This window comes from Streptomyces sp. NBC_01013 (assembly GCF_045162765.1).
Taxonomy (GTDB): Bacteria; Actinomycetota; Actinomycetes; order Streptomycetales; family Streptomycetaceae; genus Streptomyces.
On record NZ_CP108687.1, the window covers coordinates 5082675 to 5101309 of the forward strand.

Sequence of the window (18635 nt, forward strand, 5' to 3'; positions counted from 1 at the left end):
ACGGCCGGGCCGTCGCCGTCTTTATGAGAGTTGACTCTCACGAATTGTGAGAGGATGCTCTCACGTTATGGACTCCAGTAACCGCATGGGCGATGTCGAGATCACCGATCCGCAGGCGATGCGGGCGCTGGCGCATCCGGTGCGGCTGGCGATCCTCGATCGCCTGCGCCGCGACGGCCCGGCGACCGCGACCGAACTCGCACCGGACGTCGGGGCGACCCCGTCGGTGACCAGCTGGCATCTCCGCCATCTGGCGAGCTTCGGCCTGGTCCGTGACAGCGAGCCCGGGCCGGATCGCCGCAGCCGGCGGTGGGAGGCGGTGGCGCGCGGCTTCCGGTTCGAGACGCCGCAGGACCCGGCGGACGACGAGGGCCGGACGGCCGCGCGGGAGCTCTCACGCCAGATGTTCCTGCGATACGCCGATGTTCCGGGCCGCTGGGCCGCCGAGGTCGAGCCCGGGCTCGACCCGGCCTGGCGCGGGGCCGCCGGGCTGGCCCACACCCGCGTCGTGGTCACCGTCGAGGAGCTCGCCGCCATTGAGGACGGGATCGAGCGCGTTCTCGCGCCGTACGTCACCCGGGACCCCGCCGACCGGCCCGCCGACAGCCGGAGCGTCGCGCTGATGCGCTACGTCCTGCCGGAAGCCGACGGGGACCGGGGCGGGGAGCGGACAGGGCGGACGACGTGAACGGCCGCCAGGACTCACCCCCCGCCATATCGTTGTGGCGGGACCGGCGGTTCTCCCGCTTCTGGGCCGGCCAATCGGCCTCACAGGTCGGCGACCGGATCTCCGAGCTGGCCCTGCCGCTGATCGCCGTCGGCGCGCTGAACGCCTCGGCCGGCCAGGTGGCATGGCTGACGGCGCTCATCTGGACCCCCAACCTGCTCGCGATCCTTCTGGGGGCCTGGGTCGATCAACAGCCCCGCAAGCGCCGCCTGATGATCCTTGCCGACCTGCTGCGCGCCGCGGTGCTCCTGAGCCTGCCGGCGGCCTACGTGTTCGGGGCGGTGACGCTCACGCACCTGTACGCCGTGGCGATCCTGACGGGCTCGGCCGGGGTCCTGTTCAACACCGCCTACCCGCCGTTCTTCGTGCGCCTCGTGCCCCGCGCTTCCTACGTCGACGCGAACAGCAAGCTCAGCGCCGGCCGTTCGGTCTCCCAGGTGGCCGGTCCCGCGATCGGCGGCGTGCTGGTCCAGGCGCTCACCGCACCGGTCGCCATCGTGGCGGACGCCCTGAGCTTTCTGGCGTCGGCGCTTCTCATCGGCCGGATTCGGGTGGACGAAGCGCCGGCGGCGACTGCGGCGGACGGCCCTGCCGCGGCCGCGCCTTCGCTGGTGCGACGTGCCGGGGAGGGCCTCGCGTTCGTCGTGCGCCACCCCGTGCTGCGGGCCACCCTTGGCTGCGCGGCCACCATCAACTTCTTCACCTTCGTCGCGGGAAGCGGCCTGGTCGTGCTCTTCGCCAGCAGGAGCCTCGGGCTGTCCGCAGGGGTGATCGGTGCCGCGATGGGGCTCGGTGCGACCGGCGCCCTGCTCGGCGCGGTGACCGCTCCGACGCTCTCGCGGCGGCTCGGTGTGGGGCGCAGCGTCATGGCGGGCGCCGTGCTGTTCCCCGCGCCGATCGCCATCGCTGCCGCCGCGGACGGTCCCCTCTGGCTCCGTGCCGGGGTGCTGGCCGCGGCGGAGTTCTTCTCCGGATTCGGCGTCATGCTGTTCGACGTCAATCTCAACTCGCTCCAGGCGGCGGTGATCCCCGACCGGATGCGCAGTCGCGTCGCGGGCGCGTACAGCACGGTCAACTACGGCGTGCGGCCGGTCGGCGCCGTCGTCGGCGGCGTGCTCGCCACGCTCGTCGGCCTGAGGCCGACGCTCCTCGTGGCCGCCGTCGGAGGGGCCCTTTCGGTGCTCTGGCTGCTGCCCTCGCCGATACCCCGTATCCACGCCCTGGCCCTGGCGTCTCCGGCCGTCGACGCGGACGAGGCCGATCGGCCGGTGCCTCGCTGACTTGGGAGCCGGGGGAGCCGGGTCGAACGGTGGGTGAGAGGGGTCCGCGTGCCGTGCCCCGGCGGAGTCACCTCCCCCCGCTCACTCGCCGGTGGGGCTCTTCGGATCGAACAGCAGGGACGCGAGCCCCCTGAACACCTCCTCCGGGTCACGCTCACCCACTGCCCCGCTCAGATTCCCGCTGAGCAGCAGCGTGGCGAAGCCGTGGGCCAGGGACCAGGCGGCCACGCCCGCGAGCCGGGCGTCGTCCCCGCGTCCGGCGGCGGGCAGCCCGGTGACGCCCGCCCGCAGCTCCGCCGAGGCCCGCTCCTTCGCCGCGAGCAGGCCGGGGTCGTCGTCGCGGTAGAGGTCCGGCTGGAACATCACCTGGAAGTGGGCCGGGTGTTCGGCCGCGAACCGCACGTACCGCACGCCCCGCTCCCGCAGGTCCGGCGCGTCGGCCAGGGCGTCGGCGAACAAGGCGTAGCCCTCGGCCGCGATGGCGGTGAGCAGGCCCGTGCGGTCCTTGAAGTGGTGGGCGGGTGCGGCGTGGGAGACGCCGGCCCGGCGGGCCAGGTCGCGCAGGCTCAATGCGGTGGGGCCCTCGGTGCGGATGACATCGAGGGCGGCGGCGAGGACGGCCCGCCGCAGGTCGCCGTGGTGGTAGGTGCGGTCGCTGCTCATGGGAAGCACCCTACGCAGAATCTAGTCATTGACAAGTTTGCGGTGCGGGTGCATCCTGACTGCCCCGAGCATCTAGTCGGTGACTAGATCGAAGTTGCTGCGGAAGGCGGAGACATGTCCGACGAGCTGGGTCGCGTACGGCAGATGTGGCACCTGCTGGAGCCCCTGCACGCCGTTCTCTACTACGCGCCGGAGGCCTTCGAGGAGGCGTCGGCGCTCGGATATGCCGTGGACGAGCGCTGGCCGAGCTACTTCGCGTGGCGGGCGGCGCCACTCGGGGAGGCCGGGGCCGAAAGGGTCGTGGACACCTTCTACAGCTTCAGTCCGGCGATGGTGGGCGCGTACGTTCCCGCCATCTGGTCCGTCGCCTCGCCCGAGGCGGTGCTCGCCGCCCGGCGCCGGGCCGTCGACCGTACGTACCGGACCCTGCTGGGGGAGGCGGCCGCTGCCCCGGAGACGGCAGAGGCCGCCGCGCTCGTGCGGCGCGTGGCGGAGGCCGCCGACGCGACGGGCCGTCCGCTCGCCGCCGCCAACGCCGCCCTGCCCTGGCCGGACGAACCGCACCTCGCGCTCTGGCAGGCGGCGACCGCCCTGCGCGAACACCGCGGCGACGGGCACCTCGCGGCGCTCGCGGCAGCGGAGCTCGACCCGGTCGAGGCGCTGGTCTCCTTCGCCGCCATCGGCGCGGCCCGCCCGGAGGTGTTCGCGAGCCGGGGATGGGGCGGCGAGGAGTGGTCGCAGGCCCGCGAACGGCTGTTGAAGCGAGGCCTGTTGGCGGATGACGGTACGGCGACTGAGGCGGGCGGGGCGCTGCGCGCGGAGGTCGAGCGGCGCACGGACGAGGCGGCGGCCGCCCCGTGGCGGGCGTTGGGGGACGAGGAGCGGGAGCGGCTCGTGGAGCTGCTGGGGCCGCTTTGGGTGGCGGCGATCGGCTCCGGGCTGCTGCCGTCGGAGAACACGCTGGGCATTGGCAAGGTGTGATTGGGGCTGCATCGACGGTGAATGCATGCCATGAAGATGTCCTGGCGGGGAAGACGCCCGTACGATTCCCGAGTTGGTTCGGCTTTCTCCCCGTCAGGACGGCTTCGAGTGATATCTCCCCGCGATTGTCGAGTGATCGTGCCCGCCCTGGGCCTGGCGACGGTGCTGGCTCTGACCGGCTGCGACCCCGACCAGGTGGCCTCCGGTGCGGGAGGGGTGAACAGCAGCTCGAACGACGGCGGCCAGCCCGCCACCCGCTACGGCGCCAGCCCGCTGGACAACCCGGACGGTACGAAGCCGGGCCTCGCCCCCCTCACCTCCGACGCGGACCGGGCGGCGGCCCGGAAGGTCATCGAGAAGGTGGCGACCAAGGGCCGCGGTCCCAAGACCGGCTACGAGCGGGACAAGTTCGGCTACGCCTGGAAGGACTCGGTCGACGGCATCCCGCTCTCGCGCAACGGCTGCGACACCCGGAACGATCTGCTGGCCCGGGACGGCAAGGACGTCGCACTCCGGTCGGGTTCGGACTGCGTGGTCGTCGCCATGACGCTCATGGACCCGTACACCGGCTCCGCCATCGACTGGCGCAAGAAGCAGGCCACCAAGGTCCAGATCGACCACGTCATGCCGTTGTCGTACGACTGGCAGATGGGCGCCGCTCGCTGGAACGAGGCCAAGAGGCAGCAGATCGCCAATGACCCGCTGAATCTCCTGCCCGTGGACGGCCCGGCCAACAATGCCAAGCGCGACTCGGGCCCCGCGTCCTGGCTGCCGCCGTACAAGCCGGTGCGCTGCGCGTACGCGCTGCGCTTCGCCCAGGTCTCACTGAAGTACGAACTCCCGGTCACCGCCCCGGACAAGAAGGTCATGCTGGAGCTGTGCGGCGGCTGAGGCGGAGCCGGACCGCCGGGCGGCGAGGCCGCTCAGGGCCGTCCCGCAGTTCCTGGCGGCCGCACGACGACAGCTACGGCACCTCGCCGCGTTGTCGAGACGCCCGGACACGTCCACGATGCGAGGGCTTCTCCGCCCTGCCACGCACCGCGGTTGACGCCGCGCGCTGATCCACCAGGAACTGCGGGACATCCCTTAGGATGCGGGCGGACGCGGCACGCCCGTATCGCGTCCGGGAAGAAGCACCCATGGACGACGTGGTCGCCCGCATCCACGCCAAGCTGTCGGCGGCCTGTCCGGAGCCGGTTCCGCGGCGGCCGGCATTCGTGCGCGCACCGGGCGGGCGCCGTCTGGGCAGTCCGCTCGGCGAACAGCGCGTGGCAGCCTTCGAGGCGGTGAACGGCGTCCGCCTGCCCGCCGCGTACCGCACGTTCCTGCGTGAGATCGGCAACGGGGGCATAGGCCCCGACTGCGGCCTTCTGCCCCTCACCCGCTGGAAGGTCCGTGACATCCCTGAAGGTGGCGGGCGGCTGGGGCAGCCCTTCGCGTGGGATCCGGACGGCTGTGTGCCGGCGGAGTGGGCGCGTCTCTGCGCCGGTCAGACCGATCCGTACGCGGGAACCCATCGCGTCGTCCACCGGGGCTGCATGGAGATGACCCTGCTGGTCATCACCGGGCCCGCCCGGGGCCGACTCCTCGAGGCCAACCTCGGGGACTTGGCCGCACCCCCGGCGTTCCACCCGGCGCCGGACTTTCTCCGGTGGTACGAGGACTGGTTGGACGGGTTGCCGGAGGGGAGGCTGGTTCCTGACTTCAGGGGCCAGTCACCGGGCAGCAGTGATGAGCTCGTCGACCGGCTGACCGGCTCCGACTCCGCCGACGAGCGGCTGGCTGCCGCCTACACCCTGGGCGGTCGTCATCCGCTCGGCAGCCGAGCCCGGGAGGCACTGCTTGCGGCCCTCGCGGGCGACCCCCATCGCGGAGTCCGGATGGAAGCGGCGAAGACCCTGGCGGATCTGTACGGCGGGGCTGCCGGGGCCCTTGCGCGGGCGCTGGGCGATCCGGATCACTGGGTCAGGCGGCGGGCCCTGGTCCGTCTGCTGGAGGTCACCGACGATGAGCGGGCCTACGGCTCCGCGGCCCGCGCACTCCTGCACGACGAGAACCCGAACGTCAGGATGGCGGCGACCGACCTCCTCGGCCGCGCCGGCTGGGCGTGAACGCACGGGCGGAACCCGCCCGTGGGCGGGTTCCGTCGTGTCGGGCGGGTGAGGTGCGCTTCGGCGCGGGTCAGAGCTTCAGGTCCCACTGCGTCGCTTCGTACGTGAAGCCGGGGTTGACCTCGACGGTCAGGTTCTTGGCGTCCGCGGGGGCGTCGAAGGCGAAGAGGACCGTGACCTTCTTGCCCGGCAGGACCGTACCGCTGAAGCCCTCGCCGACCTTGCCGTCGAAGATCTGCTCGGCGTCGACCCCGTCCTGCCCGGCGCGCGCCGCGACGCTGACGAGAGTGGAGTCGAACTTCTCCTTGCCCGCGTTCTCGACGACGACGGCCACCCGGTAGGCCTTGTTGCCCTTGGTGTGACCGGCGGCGAACTGGCCGGGGCTGTAGGAGGTCGCGTCGCCGACCGTGACGGTGAGGTCGTCGTCGTAGACCGCCGAGTCGCCGGCCTCCAGGGCCTCGGCGGCGTCCTCCTTCTTGCCTTCGCCCTTGGCGCTCGTGCCGTCCGTGTCCTTGCCGGCGGTGGCTCCGCCCGCCTTCGGCTTCGCGGAGGCTGTCGTGTCCGACACCGCCTTGTTCAGGTCGCTCACCGCGTCGTCGACCGCCTTGAAGGTGATCACTGCGCCGACCACCGACAGGATCAGCGCGATCAGGCCGAGCGCCGCGCCGAACGTGGCCATGTTCTTGTTCGTCGCCTCGCCCTTCTTGGCGCGGCCGCGGCCGACCAGGCCCAGGATCAGCGCGATCAGGCCGAGGGTGCCCGCCAGCCAGAAGAAGAACGGGATCAGGCCCGAGACCGCACCGATGAGACCGAGGATCAGCGCCGCGACCCCGAGCCCGTTGCGCGCGGGGCGCAGGCCGGGTGTCTGGACGGGGGCGTACGGCTGCTGCGGCTGGGACTGCGGGGACTGCGGGGACTGCGGCGGCTGGGTGAACTGGGACATGGCTGTGCCCTTCGGCAAGTGCGGAGATGGGTGGTGAGCGGTTCCACGTGCCGCCTCGTGCAGCGACAGGTCAATGACACCATCTCCTGTGAACCGAGTCAACATGGTTCACAAGGATTCAATGAATGCACGCTGTGAATCGTGTGCTGTGAGCAGGTCGGTATGCTCGCCGGCACAGCAGTGAGCACGGACGGGCCATCAGCGGTACGAGCACCAGGGAGACAGCAAGTGCCGGACAACGCGACAGAGGTGACCGCCGCCGGGATCGCCCGGCTGGCGGGGGTGGGACGTGCCGCCGTCAGTAACTGGCGCAGGCGGCACACCGACTTCCCCAAGCCCGTCGGCGGCACCGAGACAAGCCCCTCGTTCGCGCTGCCCGAGGTCGAGCAGTGGCTTCGTGACCAGGGAAAACTCGCCGAGGTCCCGCTCCGTGAGCGCGTCTGGCAGCAGCTCGCCGGGCACCCCGCAGGCGCCCTCCCCGCCCTGTGCCACGTCGGATGCGCACTGCTCCTCGTACGGGACCGGCCCTCCGCCTGGCGCGAGATCACCGGAGTGTCCGACGAGCGGATGGCGGGTGTGCTCTCCCTCGCGCTGAACGAGGTGCTCACCGCGCGGTTCGGACCGGCCGCCGAGAGCGGCCGTGCGGTTCACAGCCCGGACCGCTCCGAACTCCTGCCGTCCGTCCCGCTGCTGCGGGGCGCCGCAGAGCTCGCCGCCGGGTCCGGGGCCCGGGAGACCTTCGAGTTCCTGCTGGGCCGTCAGCTCGACGCCAACCCGCGCCAGTACACGCTCACGCCGCCCGGCCTCGCGGAGCTGATGGCCGCGCTGGCGGACACCGGCCGCCCCCTGCGCTCGGTCCTCGACCCGGCGGCGGGCACCGGGGCCCTGCTCGGCGCCGTCGTGCGGCCCGGTGCGCTGTACGCGCAGGAGAGCGATCCGGACCTCGCGGCACTCACCGCGCTCCGTCTCGCCCTGCACGCCGATCCCGGCGAGTGCACGCTCGCCGTGCGGACCGGCGACACCCTGCGCGCTGATGCCTTCCCCCGCCTCTCCGTCGACGCCGTGCTCTGCCATCCGCCGTTCAACGAGCGCAACTGGGGCCACGAGGAGCTCGCCTACGACCCGCGCTGGGAGTACGGCTTTCCCGCCCGCACGGAGTCCGAACTCGCCTGGGTCCAGCATGCGCTGGCCCATCTGCGCGAGGGCGGCACCGCGGTTCTCCTGATGCCGCCCGCCGCCGCGTCGCGCCGCTCCGGCCGCCGCATCCGCGCCGATCTGCTGCGCCGGGGCGCCCTGCGGGCTGTCATCGCGCTTCCGGCCGGCGCCGCACCCCCGTACGGCATCCCGCTCCACCTCTGGGTCCTGCGCAAGCCGGACGCCGTGCCGCACCCCTCGCCCGAACTGCTCCTGGTCGACACCGCCGAGCCCGCAGAGCCGGCGTCCAGCCAGAGCGGCCGCGACCGGCTCGACTGGCCGGCCCTGCACACCGCCGTTCTCGCCGCCTGGCGGCCGTTCAGCGGCGAGGCCGGTGAGGCGGGTGAGGCCGGCGGTAAGCCCGGCGTGCCCGGTGAGCCCGGGGTGACAGGAGGTGGGGCGGCAGGGGCCGGAAGCCTCGCGGCCGGAGAGAACAGCAGGCCCCGCACCGGCGTCAGCCGCGTCGTCCCGGTCATCGAACTCCTCGACGACGATGTCGACCTGGCCCCCGCCCGCCATCTGCCGTCCGCGGCGGCGGCAGCAGCGGCCGCTCCCGCCGAGCTGATCGACGTACGCGAGCGCCTGACGAAGAGCCTGGGCCTCGCCGGCCGCCTCACTCCGCCGCCCGTGGAGGTCACCGCCCCCGCCCGCTGGCCGCTCACCACCGTCGGTGAACTCGCCAGGGCCGGCGCCCTCCAGCTCCGGACCGGCGGCTCCGGCACCGGTGCGGGCCCCGTCCTCACCGAGCACGACGTCCTCGGCTCCGCCGCCCCGTCGGGGAGCCTGCCGGCCGACGGGCCGCACGAGGAGCCCATGGTCGTCCAGGCAGGCGATGTCGTCGTCCCCGTGCTCGGCGGCGGCTCGGTCACCCGCGTCATCGACGAGGCCACCGCGGGTGCCGCGCTCGGCCGTAACCTCCAGCTGCTGCGCCCCGACCCGGCGGCGCTCGACCCCTGGTTCCTCGCCGGCTTCCTGCGTGGCACCGCCAACAACCGCCGGGCCAGCAGCTACGCCTCCACGGCGACCCGGCTCGACGCCCGCCGCCTCCAACTGCCCCGGCTGCCCCTGGCGGAGCAGCAGCGGTACGGCGAACGGTTCCGCACCCTTGCCGCGTTCGAGGACGCACTGCGCCTCGCCGGGCGGCTCGGCGGCCGACTCGTCCAGGGGATGTACGACGGCCTGACGGACGGTACGGTCACGCCGGAGTGAGCGGAACCACAACGGTTCCGCACAACCCGGGGCTCCTTGTCGGTGTCGCCCTCTACGCTCGGTCCTGCGCGCACGCCCAGGTGCGCGCGGACGTTCCATGACCAGGTATCCAGGAGCAGCCATGTACGCCCCGGGTCTTCCGCCGACGGCGCCGCGCAGAGTCCCCAGCAGGTCCTGGATCGTGTCCATGCGCGTGCTGTTCACCGTGCTCGCGGTGTTCTCCTGCGGCCTGCTCCTGTGGGCACCCCTGCTGCGGCTGGCGATCGTGCGCCGCAGAACCCTCGACTGGTGGGTGGCGGGGGCCGGCTTCGTGCTCGTCTGCGTACTGCTGCCCGTCATCGGCAGGGACGGCAACGACACCGATGCCCACGGCGTCGACTACGTCCTCATACCCGTGCTGCTGCTTGCCATGGTCGCCGCTCCCGTGCACTTCCTCGTCGCCGACATCCGCCACTACGCGCAGCTGACGGGGCAGAACGTCATGGGCGGCCCCGTGCCGCCGATGGGGGGCTACCCCTACGTGCCCACGGTGCCCATGCAGACGCCGATGCAGCCGCCCGGGCAACCCCTGCCCCCGCAGCCGTACGCGCAGCAGCAGTACCAGCAGCCCCAGCCCACGCCCCAGCCCCACTCCACGCCCCACTCCCAGCCCGTGCCCTCCGCACACCAGCCGCAGCCGCCCACCCGGCAACCGTCCTCCGGGCCGCACCCCCAGCGCATCGACCAGGTCCGCGCCGAGCTCGACGAGCTGAGCGACTACCTCCGTAAGGAGGAGGGCCGGTGAGCGGTCGCCTCATCGGCGGGCGGTACGAGCTGGCGACGATCCTCGGGCAGGGCGGCATGGGCCAGGTCTGGACGGCCTACGACCAGCGCCTGGACCGCCGGGTCGCGGTCAAGCTGCTGCGCCCGGACCGGGTCACCGGCCCCATCGGCAGTGACGCCGCAGGCGAGCTGCGCCGCCGCTTCGTCCGCGAGTGCCGGGTCACCGCCCAGGTGGACCACCCGGGCCTCGTCACCGTCCACGACGCCGGCAGCGACGGCGAGGAACTGTTTCTCGTCATGCAGTACGTCGAGGGTGCCGACCTCGGCGACCATCTCGCCGAGCACGACCCGTACCCCTGGCAGTGGTCCGTCGCGGTCGCCGCCCAGCTCTGCGCCGTCCTGAGCGCCGTGCACGCGGTGCCGATCGTCCACCGCGACCTCAAGCCCCGCAACCTGATGGTGCGCCCGGACGGCACCGTCGTCGTCCTCGACCTGGGTGTCGCCTCCGTCCTGGACACCGACACCACCCGCCTCACCCACACCGGTTCACCGATCGGCTCCCCGGCGTACATGGCCCCCGAGCAGGCCATGGGCGGTGCCGTCGGCCCGTACACCGATCTGTACGCGCTGGGCGTGCTCCTGCACGAACTCCTCAGTGGAGACGTGCCGTTCGCCGGTTCCACCGCCCTCGGTGTGCTCCACCGCCACCTCTACGAGCCGCCGGCCCCCGTCCGGCAGATCCGGCCCGACATCCCCGAACCGCTCGAAGCGCTCGTCCTGCGACTGCTCGCCAAGGATCCGCAGCACCGTCCGGGCAGCGCCCAGGAGGTGTACGAACACCTCGCCCCGCTGCTGCCCACCCGGAACGCCGCCCAGCCTTCGGGACCGCTCGACCCGACCCGTCCCTTCCTGCGCCCGCACGCTCCGTGGCCCGACCGCGCCACGACCCCGCCGGCCGACCGCCCCGCGCCGATGCCCGCCCGGCCGGACGTCGCGGCGGCCGTCGACGAGGTCAAGAGGCTGCTGGGCGAAGGCCGGATCACCCAGGCCGTCGACATGCTCGGCGGCATCCTCCCGGCCGCCGCCGAGCAGCACGGCGAAGGCTCCCCGGTCGTCCGCATCCTGCGCAAGCAGTACGCCGCGACGCTGATGGACGACGGCCAGTACCGCCGCGCCCTGCCCGAACTGCGCCGGCTGGCCGACGACCGCGCCGCGGAAGCCGGGCCGGCCGACCTGCAGACCCTGCAGTTCCGGTACGACGCCGCACAGTGCCTGGAACAACTCGGCGAACCCGCCGCCGCGCTCGCCGAGTACCGCGCGGTCCTTCCGTACTACGAGAACCAGTACGCGACGAACAACGACCCGGCCCGCTCCTACGAGATCCGCCACCGCATCGGTCAGCTGCTTCTGGCCCTCGGCGACCACGCGGGTGCCCGCGGCCAGCTCCAGTCACTGCTGTACGACACCGAGCGGATGTACGGGCCGCACCACCCGCTGCCGGTCGAACTGCGACGGCAACTGGAGCGCCAACTGAGGGTCAGGGGCGGCTGAACCGCCGCCGCATCGGCGCAGCGGCATCGGGTGCGCCGTGCACCCGGGGGCGGCGGCGCGCGCCCGCGGCCGCGTCGAAGGAGAGGGGCGACAACGTCCCCACCCAGGTCACCGTGGGGCGCTGGGGCTCCATGAACGTCTTCCTCTGCCGGGCGGACCACACCCATCCACCGCGGATCGGATTCCAGGGCCGACCGGCGGGGGACAAGCCGGCGGGGGACGCGCCGAGGCCTCCGCCCCTATAGCCGTGCGGCCCGAATCGGGCCGTAGGAGGGCCAGTTCACCCAATCGTCGTCCCCAGGCCACGCCTGCCATCCGCTCCCGACACTTTGACCGGCTGATGTACATTCGTGCTGATCTCTCTGGTGGTGCCCTGCTTCAACGAGGAAGAGATCCTCGAACTCTTCCATGAACGCGTGACGGAGGAGATGACCCGCCTGGGTCATGCCTTCCAGCTCGTGTACGTGGACGACGGGAGTGCGGACCGGACCCTGCCGATCCTCCAGAAGTTGGCAGCCGCCGATCCCCGGGCCCGCTACGTCTCCTTCAGCCGCAACTTCGGCAAGGAGGCCGCCATGCTGGCCGGCCTCCAGCACGCCGAGGGTGACGCCGTCGTCCTCATGGACGCCGACCTCCAGCACCCGCCTGAGCTCGTCGGCCGCATGCTCCAGGAGCACGCTCAGGGCTACGACCAGGTGATCGCCCGCCGCACCCGCAAGGGCGACCGCGTCACCCGCACCCTCACCGCGCGCGCCTACTACTGGCTCATCAACCGCCTCGTGGACGTCGAACTGGTCGACGGGGTGGGCGACTTCCGGCTGTTGTCCCGGCGGGCGGCCGACGCCGTACTCGAACTCACCGAGTACAACCGCTTCTCCAAGGGCCTCTTCGCCTGGGTCGGCTTCCCCACCACGACGTTCAGCTATGAGAACGCCGTCCGGGAGGAGGGGCGCTCGGCCTGGACCTTCGGCAAGCTGCTGAACTACGGCCTCGACGGGCTCCTCTCCTTCAACAACAAGCCGCTGCGCGCGGCGCTCTACCTCGGCATGCTGCTGGTGTCCCTGGCTTTCGTCTACGCCGCCTGGATCGTCGGTGTCGCCCTGGTGAAGGGCGTCGACACCCCCGGATACGTCACCCTTCTCGTGGTGTTCACCGCACTCGCCGGCGTCCAGATGGTGATGGTCGGGGTGGTGGGGGAGTACGTCGGCAGGATCTACTACGAGGTGAAGCGCCGCCCGCACTTCCTGGTCAAGGCCACCAACATCCAGACCCGCCGGCCGGCCCCGGAGCCGGAACCCCTGGAGTTCGTACGCCGATGACGATCAAGGCGCAGATGGTCCGGTTCGCCCTCGTGGGCGCCGTCAACACCGGCACGTACTACGGCTTCTACCTCGTGCTGCTGCACTGGCTGCCGTACCTGGCCGCGCACGCACTGGCCTTCGTGCTCAGCATGACCGGGTCGTTCTTCCTCAACTCGTACTTCACCTACCGCACCCGGCCCACCTGGCGGAAGTTCCTGCTCTTCCCGCTCACCAACGCGGCCAACTTCGTGATCACCACCGGCGGCGTCTACCTGCTGGTCGACCTGGCCGGGTTCAGCAGCCGGTACGCCCCACTGGTCGCGGCCGCGGCCGCCATCCCCATCACGTTCGTGGTCTCGCGCACGATCATGCTGCGGCCGGACACCCCGCCGAAAACGGCCGAACGGGTCGGCTGAGCCGGGCGGTGCGGAGCCCGGGCTTCCGTATGGCAAGGTGTCCCGGTCATATGCGCTGAGCCGGGCAAAACCGCCGCGCCGTGCAGCGCCGGTGCGGTGCTGCCTTCGGCGTGACTCCTCACGGCCCGCTCGCCGCACCGTATTCCTTGATCCATTCAGAGGTGTGTTGTGAACGCGAGAAGACGCCGGGCCCTGCTGAAAGCCGTCACGGTCATGCTGGAGCCCGGTGAGCAGGTCGAGGCGACGTCACTGGTGAATCTCAGCGAGGTCTCCGTCAAGAAGAACATAGCCATGGGCCTCGCCGCGGCGGTCCTGAGCGGCGGGACGATGATCGCTGCGGCGGCCCCGCAGCCGATGTACCTCGCGGCCAGCGGTGAACGCCTGTTCCTGTTCCTGGCCAATCCGACCTTCGCGAAGCCGGACCGGCACCTGGCCACGTTCGAGATCAAGGACGTGAAGCGGACCGAGATCAAGCGCGGATTCGTGAAGAACTCGTTCATCCTGCTCGACGAGTCCAGGGGGAGCGCGCTGCGCATCTTCTTCCAGCGGTTCGGCGGCAGCAAGGACCTGGACGCGGTGGCAGCACTCGTTCCCCAGGCGTCGGTGTAGCGGCCGGACGGTGCGGGCGGGCCTCGCCCCACGAGAGACCCGCCGAAACCGGCCGAAGGCGCCGTCCGAGCCGCGCCGCCGGACGCCCACATCCCCAACTCCTCCCGAATCGTTGGTCGAATCAGTGGCCGGGACCAGTTCCACTGCCCAAGAGCAGCCGGCACGCGGGGGGCGGCGTCGCGGGTCCGAGCACGCGCATCTGCGGCGTTGTCGTCCGTCAACAACGCTCCGCGTCGCCTCGATCCTCCGCCTTGCAGCTGCACGCACCCGGACCCGCTCCTTTTCCTGCCCCCCAAGTGCCGGATGCTCTAGCATCGATCACCGCAAGGCCTTGTGCACCGCCGCACAATCTCCTCGGGAGGCTCCTTTGCACCGCCGCCGTCGCACCGCGCTCACCGTCTCCGCCGCACTGCTCACCGCAGGGCCGCTCCTCGCCGCCTGCGGCAGCCAGGCCCACCCGGGCGCCGCGGCCGTCGTGGGCGGGGACCGGATCACGGTGGCCACCGTGCAGGGCCAGGTGGCGGACGTGCGCCAGGCGCAGGACACCTCGAAGCAGGCCGTCCAGATCACCAACCAGTCCGGCCAGCTGGTCCGCGCCAAGCTGCACGGGCTGATCCTCGACCGGGTCCTGGACAAGGCCTCGGCCGACGCGGGGGTGACCGTCACCCGCGCCGAGATCCAGCAGATGCGGCAGCAGGCCGTCGCCCAGTACAAGGGGGAGGGCGGACTGCGGGCCGCGGTGCTTCAGGAGCGCTGGATCGCCCCGGACCAGATCGACGCCTTCCTGCGCGAGCAGATCCAGCTGACCAAGCTCGGCCAGGCGCTCGGCGCCGACCCGACGACCCCGGCCGGCACGAAGGTCCTCGGCGACGCGCTGACCAAGGCGTCCAAGGCGCTGAAGGTCGACGTCAACCCTCGCTTCGGCACCTGGAACAACCAGCAGATCCAGCTCGCCGATTTCAAGGCCCCCTGGATCACCCAGGTCACCAAGCCGGCCCAGTCGGCCGCGGAGGCCGGGGCCTGATCCCGGTCCGACGGCCGGGGTAGATTCGACGCGTGAACGCTGAAGACCCCGGCCGCATCGTCCTGCTCACCGCCAGCCACCGCGTCGCGCCCGGACTGCTGTCCTGGCCCGCCTGGCAGACACTGCACGCCGCCGACCGGGTGCACTGCGCGGAGCAGGACCAGCCGCAGCTGCCGTATCTGCGCGAGGCCGGTGTCACCGTCACGCCCGGCGTGCCCGACGCGCAGGAACTCGTCGACGCGTGCGCGGGCGGCCGCACCGTGGTCGTCCTCACCGGCGGCGAGGGCAACCAGCCGCTGACCGACGGGCTGGCCCGGCTGGCCGGTTCGGGGCGGGTGCGGATGCCGAACCTGGAGCTGCTGCCCGGTTCGTACGACCTGCCCGGCGCCCGGCTCCTCGATCTCGTCCAGGTCATGGACCGGATCCGGCTCGAATGCCCCTGGACCTCGCAGAAGACTCACCAGGGCCTGGCCAAGTACGCCATTGAGGAGGCGTACGAACTCGTCGAGGCGATCGAGGACGGCAACCGCGAGGAACTGCGCGAGGAACTCGGGGACGTACTGCTCCAGGTCGTCTTCCACGCACGCATCGCGCAGGAGGACGAGGAGGAGCCGTTCTCCGTGGACGATGTCGCGGCCACCCTCGTCGAGAAGCTGATCCACCGCCACCCGCACGTCTTCGGTGACGAGACCGCCGAGACGCCGGAGGACGTCCACGCGCACTGGCTGCGCACGAAGGCGATCGAGAAGCAGCGCGAGTCCGTCACCGACGGGGTGCCGCTCGGCCAGCCCGGCCTGGCGCTCGCCGCGAAGCTCGCGAGCCGGGTCCGTACCGCCGGACTCGACGTGCCGCTCCCCGCCGGGAGCGGGAGCGAGGGCGGCGACATCGGCTACCGGCTCCTCTCCCTGGCCGTGCGCGCCCAGGAGGACGGCATCGACCCGGAGGCCGCCCTGCGGGCCGCAGGCCGCGCGTACCGGGACGCCATCAGGGCCGCGGAGGGAATCGGTCAGGGGCCGGCGGATAACGTCGGGGAGTGAACGACCGACCCGCCGCCGCCCCCGCCGGCTGCCCCGCCCACGCGACGCCACCCGCGCCCGAACTCTTCACCTGGGAGTTCGCCACCGACCCGTACCCCGCCTACGCCTGGCTGCGCGAGCACAGCCCGGTGCACCGCACCACACTGCCCAGCGGGGTCGAGGCCTGGCTGGTGACGCGGTACGCGGACGCCAGGGAGGCCCTGGCCGACAACCGGCTGTCCAAGAACCCGGCCCACCACGCCGAGTCCGCACACGCCAAGGGGAAGACGGGGATCCCGGGCGAGCGCAAGGCGGAGCTCATGACGCATCTGCTGAACATCGACCCGCCCGATCACACCCGGCTGCGCAGGCTCGTGTCCAAGGCGTTCACCCCGCGCCGCATCGCGGAATTCGCACCGCGCGTGCAGGAGCTGACCGACCGGCTCATCGACCGGTTCATCGAGAGGGGGGAGGCGGACCTCATCCACGAGTTCGCCTTCCCGCTCCCCATCTACGCGATCTGCGACCTGCTCGGCGTCCCGCCTGAGGACCAGGACGACTTCCGCGACTGGGCGGGCATGATGATCCGCCACGGCGGCGGCCCGCGCGGTGGGGTGGCCCGTTCCGTGAAGAAGATGCGGAGCTATCTCCTCGAACTGATCCACCGCAAGCGCGAGAACCCGGGCGACGACCTGATCTCGGGTCTGATCCGGGCGAGCGACCACGGTGAGCACCTGACGGAGAACGAGGCCGCGGCGATGGCCTTCATCATCCTGTTCGCCGGTTTCGAGACGACGGTCAATCTGATCGGCAACGGAGTGCACACGCTGCTGGGCCATCCGGAGCAGCGTGCGCGGCTCCAGCGCTCCGTGGCCGCGGGGGAGACGGAGCTGCTGGCCACGGGGGTCGAGGAACTGCTGCGGTACGACGGCCCGGTGGAGCTGGCGACCTGGCGCTACGCCACCGAGGCGCTGACGATCGGCGGGCAGCGGGTCGGTGGGGGAGACCCGGTGCTGGTGGTGCTGGCGGCCGCCGACCGGGACCCGGAACGCTTCGACGGGCCGGACACGCTGGACCTTGCACGGCGTGACAATCAGCACCTCGGTTACGGTCACGGGATCCACTACTGCCTGGGGGCACCGCTCGCCCGGCTGGAGGGCCGGGCCGCTCTCGCGACGCTGCTGAAACGCCTTCCTGACCTGCGACTCGCGGTGGATCCTGCCGATTTGCGATGGCGTGGCGGGCTCATCATGCGCGGACTGCGCACGCTTCCGGTGGAGTTCACGCCGGGTCCGGTGATCGGTGAAGGTGACACTCTGTCAACTCTGTGACTTTCACGTGATCTCTGCTGCATCGACTTGTGACACACGTTCGAGTCCCGCTAGGTTCACCGTTCGACTCACCAGTCACTCGTCAGTCACACGGAAGGCATTCCCATGGGCTCCGCGAACGGCAGACACCGTCGCCCTCGGCAGGCACCCGCGATCGTCGTCGCCGCAGGCGTGACCGGCTCGGCCATCGCCATCCCGCTGCTCGGTGCGGCAGGTGCGCACGCCGCCGACGCCTCGACCTGGGACCGGGTGGCCGAGTGCGAGAGCGGCGGCATGTGGAGCGCCGACCTCGGCAACGGCTACTACGGCGGGCTCCAGTTCTCCCAGGAGGTCTGGAAGTCGTACGGCGGCGAGTCCTACGCCGAGCGTGCCGACCTCGCCAGCCGCTCGCAGCAGATCGCCGTGGCGGAGAAGCTCCTGGAGGACCAGGGGCCGAAGGCGTGGCCCAGCTGCGCGGTCATCTCGGGCCTCGTCGCGGACACCGGTCTGCCGGGCGTGGACCCGGGCAGCACCCCGTCCGTCGACCCCGCCGCAAGCGCGGACCCGTCCGCGAGCGCCGACCCCTCCGGGGACGCCGGTGCGTCGGACGACGCGTCAGAGGAGGGGGCGTCGAAGTCCGCAGACGGCGCCAAGGGCGGGACCGGGAAGCCGGATGCGTCCGCATCCTCGTCGGCCACGCCCTCCGCCACGCCCCCGGGCGACTCCTCCTCTGCCACGAAGGCCCCCTCGGAGGGCCAGGAGAAGGCCGGCAAGCACCGCGGCACGCCCGCCCCCGAGGGGACCCGGGAGAGCGGCCGCGGCAGTGACCGGGACGCGGGGCGGCACGCCTCGCGCGGTGACGGTGACGCACGCGACACCGGGATTCCGGCTGCTGACGGTACGTACACCGTCCGCGCGGGCGACAACCTGTGGGCGATTGCTGATGCACAGGAGCTGCCTGGTGGGTGGACACAGCTGTACGAGACCAACAAGGCGGAAGTGGGGTCCGACCCGGACCTCATCCTGCCTGGCCAGAGCCTCGAACTCGGCGTGAAGGCCGAATGAGCGCAGTCTGATGATCAGCTGAAAACACCCCTGAAGTTGGGGTAGTTAAGAGGCCTATGTCCCACTTTTGACTAAGTGAGACATGGGTCTCTTTGCGTGAACTGGCGCATCTTGTCCGGGAGGTCCCGCCGCATCCCTCCTCACCTGCACAAACAGTGCTTCTTCGGGTGCCCGGAAGGGCTGTTCATCCGGTATGTCCATCTTTGGATATGAGGGTTGGGTGTGTTTACGGTCGGAACCGCTCGCACCGCGGGCCCCGTCGACCGTCACGCCGAATCCTGCCGTCGGTCGAAGGGAACAGACGCGTAAAGCGCCGTAGGCAGGAGCGGGGGACCCAGGTAGGCGCCGGGCCCGATCGTCGCAGGACGCATCAGGACCGGCTTGGGGTGAAGTCGTGCGCTAGGACGTGCGACCGGGCAACTCACTTGGCCCGAACCCGACAGCTCACCTCGCAGGCGTCGGTGAGGAGAAGT

Annotated in this window: 18 protein-coding genes and 1 riboswitch; of the genes, 15 read left to right on the top strand and 3 right to left on the bottom strand. The window is 71.6% G+C overall.

Going from position 1 to position 18635, the window contains the following annotated elements; genetic code table 11:
* Positions 1–67: 67 nt before the first annotated feature.
* On the top strand, positions 68–688 hold the full coding sequence (locus OG538_RS22140) for an ArsR/SmtB family transcription factor (RefSeq protein WP_406096182.1): 621 nt from the start codon (positions 68–70) through the stop codon (positions 686–688).
* Complete coding sequence (locus OG538_RS22145; protein WP_406096184.1) at positions 685–2007, top strand: MFS transporter; 1323 nt, start codon at positions 685–687, stop codon at positions 2005–2007. The genes OG538_RS22140 and OG538_RS22145 overlap by 4 nt, the downstream gene beginning before the upstream one ends.
* Positions 2008–2088: 81 nt before the next feature.
* Here OG538_RS22145 and OG538_RS22150 read toward each other — a convergent pair whose 3' ends face one another.
* Positions 2089–2670: a TetR/AcrR family transcriptional regulator gene (locus tag OG538_RS22150; protein ID WP_406096186.1), complete on the bottom strand. Its 582-nt coding sequence runs from the start codon at positions 2668–2670 to the stop codon at positions 2089–2091.
* A gap of 114 nt (positions 2671–2784) precedes the next feature.
* Here OG538_RS22150 and OG538_RS22155 point away from each other — a divergent pair, with 114 nt between their 5' ends.
* The 3 genes from OG538_RS22155 to OG538_RS22165 all read left to right on the top strand — a co-directional run bounded on the left by OG538_RS22155 (position 2785) and on the right by OG538_RS22165 (position 5762).
* Positions 2785–3651: an SCO6745 family protein gene (locus OG538_RS22155; RefSeq protein WP_406096188.1), complete on the top strand. Its 867-nt coding sequence runs from the start codon at positions 2785–2787 to the stop codon at positions 3649–3651.
* A 108-nt stretch (positions 3652–3759) separates the two neighbouring features.
* Positions 3760–4542 (top strand): HNH endonuclease family protein, encoded by a 783-nt coding sequence (locus OG538_RS22160; protein ID WP_406096190.1) that lies wholly within the window; start codon positions 3760–3762, stop codon positions 4540–4542.
* Positions 4543–4790: 248 nt separating this feature from the next.
* Complete coding sequence (locus OG538_RS22165) at positions 4791–5762, top strand: HEAT repeat domain-containing protein (RefSeq protein ID WP_406096192.1); 972 nt, start codon at positions 4791–4793, stop codon at positions 5760–5762.
* Between the two features lie 70 nt (positions 5763–5832).
* On the opposite strand, the gene OG538_RS22170 is transcribed toward OG538_RS22165, so the two are convergent.
* Positions 5833–6705 carry a DUF4352 domain-containing protein gene (locus OG538_RS22170; protein ID WP_406096194.1) on the bottom strand — a complete coding sequence of 291 codons (873 nt, stop codon included), beginning with the start codon at positions 6703–6705 and terminating at the stop codon, positions 5833–5835.
* 228 nt (positions 6706–6933) lie between these two features.
* On the opposite strand from OG538_RS22170, the gene OG538_RS22175 reads away from it, so the two are divergent.
* The 3 genes from OG538_RS22175 (at position 6934) to OG538_RS22185 (ending at position 11421) form a co-directional block, all read left to right on the top strand.
* Positions 6934–9108, top strand: a complete 2175-nt coding sequence (locus OG538_RS22175) for an N-6 DNA methylase (RefSeq protein WP_406096196.1) — start codon at positions 6934–6936, stop codon at positions 9106–9108.
* 121 nt (positions 9109–9229) lie between these two features.
* Entirely contained in the window at positions 9230–9892 is a 663-nt protein-coding gene (locus tag OG538_RS22180) for a hypothetical protein (protein ID WP_406096198.1), read from the top strand.
* A complete protein-coding gene (locus OG538_RS22185; RefSeq protein WP_406096200.1) occupies positions 9889–11421 on the top strand; it encodes a protein kinase domain-containing protein in 1533 nt (510 codons plus the stop codon). The genes OG538_RS22180 and OG538_RS22185 overlap by 4 nt, the downstream gene beginning before the upstream one ends.
* Here OG538_RS22185 and OG538_RS22190 read toward each other — a convergent pair.
* Complete coding sequence (locus OG538_RS22190; RefSeq protein WP_406096202.1) at positions 11408–11554, bottom strand: hypothetical protein; 147 nt, start codon at positions 11552–11554, stop codon at positions 11408–11410. The genes OG538_RS22185 and OG538_RS22190 overlap by 14 nt on opposite strands.
* Before the next feature lie 217 nt (positions 11555–11771).
* On the opposite strand from OG538_RS22190, the gene OG538_RS22195 reads away from it, so the two are divergent.
* The 7 genes from OG538_RS22195 (at position 11772) to OG538_RS22225 (ending at position 18162) form a co-directional block, all read left to right on the top strand.
* Complete coding sequence (locus OG538_RS22195; protein WP_406096204.1) at positions 11772–12740, top strand: glycosyltransferase family 2 protein; 969 nt, start codon at positions 11772–11774, stop codon at positions 12738–12740.
* Positions 12737–13138, top strand: a complete 402-nt coding sequence (locus OG538_RS22200) for a GtrA family protein (RefSeq protein ID WP_406096206.1) — start codon at positions 12737–12739, stop codon at positions 13136–13138. The genes OG538_RS22195 and OG538_RS22200 overlap by 4 nt, the downstream gene beginning before the upstream one ends.
* 168 nt (positions 13139–13306) lie before the next feature.
* Positions 13307–13747 (top strand): hypothetical protein, encoded by a 441-nt coding sequence (locus OG538_RS22205; RefSeq protein ID WP_406096208.1) that lies wholly within the window; start codon positions 13307–13309, stop codon positions 13745–13747.
* A gap of 367 nt (positions 13748–14114) precedes the next feature.
* Complete coding sequence (locus OG538_RS22210) at positions 14115–14771, top strand: SurA N-terminal domain-containing protein (RefSeq protein ID WP_406096210.1); 657 nt, start codon at positions 14115–14117, stop codon at positions 14769–14771.
* Between the two features lie 32 nt (positions 14772–14803).
* Entirely contained in the window at positions 14804–15808 is a 1005-nt protein-coding gene (locus OG538_RS22215) for a nucleoside triphosphate pyrophosphohydrolase (RefSeq protein WP_406096212.1), read from the top strand.
* Complete coding sequence (locus OG538_RS22220; protein ID WP_406096214.1) at positions 15805–17118, top strand: cytochrome P450; 1314 nt, start codon at positions 15805–15807, stop codon at positions 17116–17118. The genes OG538_RS22215 and OG538_RS22220 overlap by 4 nt, the downstream gene beginning before the upstream one ends.
* Positions 17119–17223: 105 nt before the next feature.
* Complete coding sequence (locus OG538_RS22225) at positions 17224–18162, top strand: transglycosylase family protein (protein ID WP_406096216.1); 939 nt, start codon at positions 17224–17226, stop codon at positions 18160–18162.
* A gap of 301 nt (positions 18163–18463) precedes the next feature.
* Positions 18464–18635, top strand: a riboswitch (cyclic di-AMP (ydaO/yuaA leader).

Bases quoted from the DNA above. Each gene is read 5' to 3' on its own strand.
- OG538_RS22140 (WP_406096182.1), top strand. From the start codon at position 68: ATGGACTCCAGTAACCGCATGGGCGATGTCGAGATCACCGATCCGCAG.
- OG538_RS22150 (WP_406096186.1), bottom strand. From the start codon at position 2,670: ATGAGCAGCGACCGCACCTACCACCACGGCGACCTGCGGCGGGCCGTC.
- OG538_RS22155 (WP_406096188.1), top strand. From the start codon at position 2,785: ATGTCCGACGAGCTGGGTCGCGTACGGCAGATGTGGCACCTGCTGGAG.
- OG538_RS22165 (WP_406096192.1), top strand. From the start codon at position 4,791: ATGGACGACGTGGTCGCCCGCATCCACGCCAAGCTGTCGGCGGCCTGT.
- OG538_RS22170 (WP_406096194.1), bottom strand. From the start codon at position 6,705: ATGTCCCAGTTCACCCAGCCGCCGCAGTCCCCGCAGTCCCCGCAGTCC.
- OG538_RS22180 (WP_406096198.1), top strand. From the start codon at position 9,230: ATGTACGCCCCGGGTCTTCCGCCGACGGCGCCGCGCAGAGTCCCCAGC.
- OG538_RS22190 (WP_406096202.1), bottom strand. From the start codon at position 11,554: ATGGAGCCCCAGCGCCCCACGGTGACCTGGGTGGGGACGTTGTCGCCC.
- OG538_RS22200 (WP_406096206.1), top strand. From the start codon at position 12,737: ATGACGATCAAGGCGCAGATGGTCCGGTTCGCCCTCGTGGGCGCCGTC.
- OG538_RS22225 (WP_406096216.1), top strand. From the start codon at position 17,224: ATGGGCTCCGCGAACGGCAGACACCGTCGCCCTCGGCAGGCACCCGCG.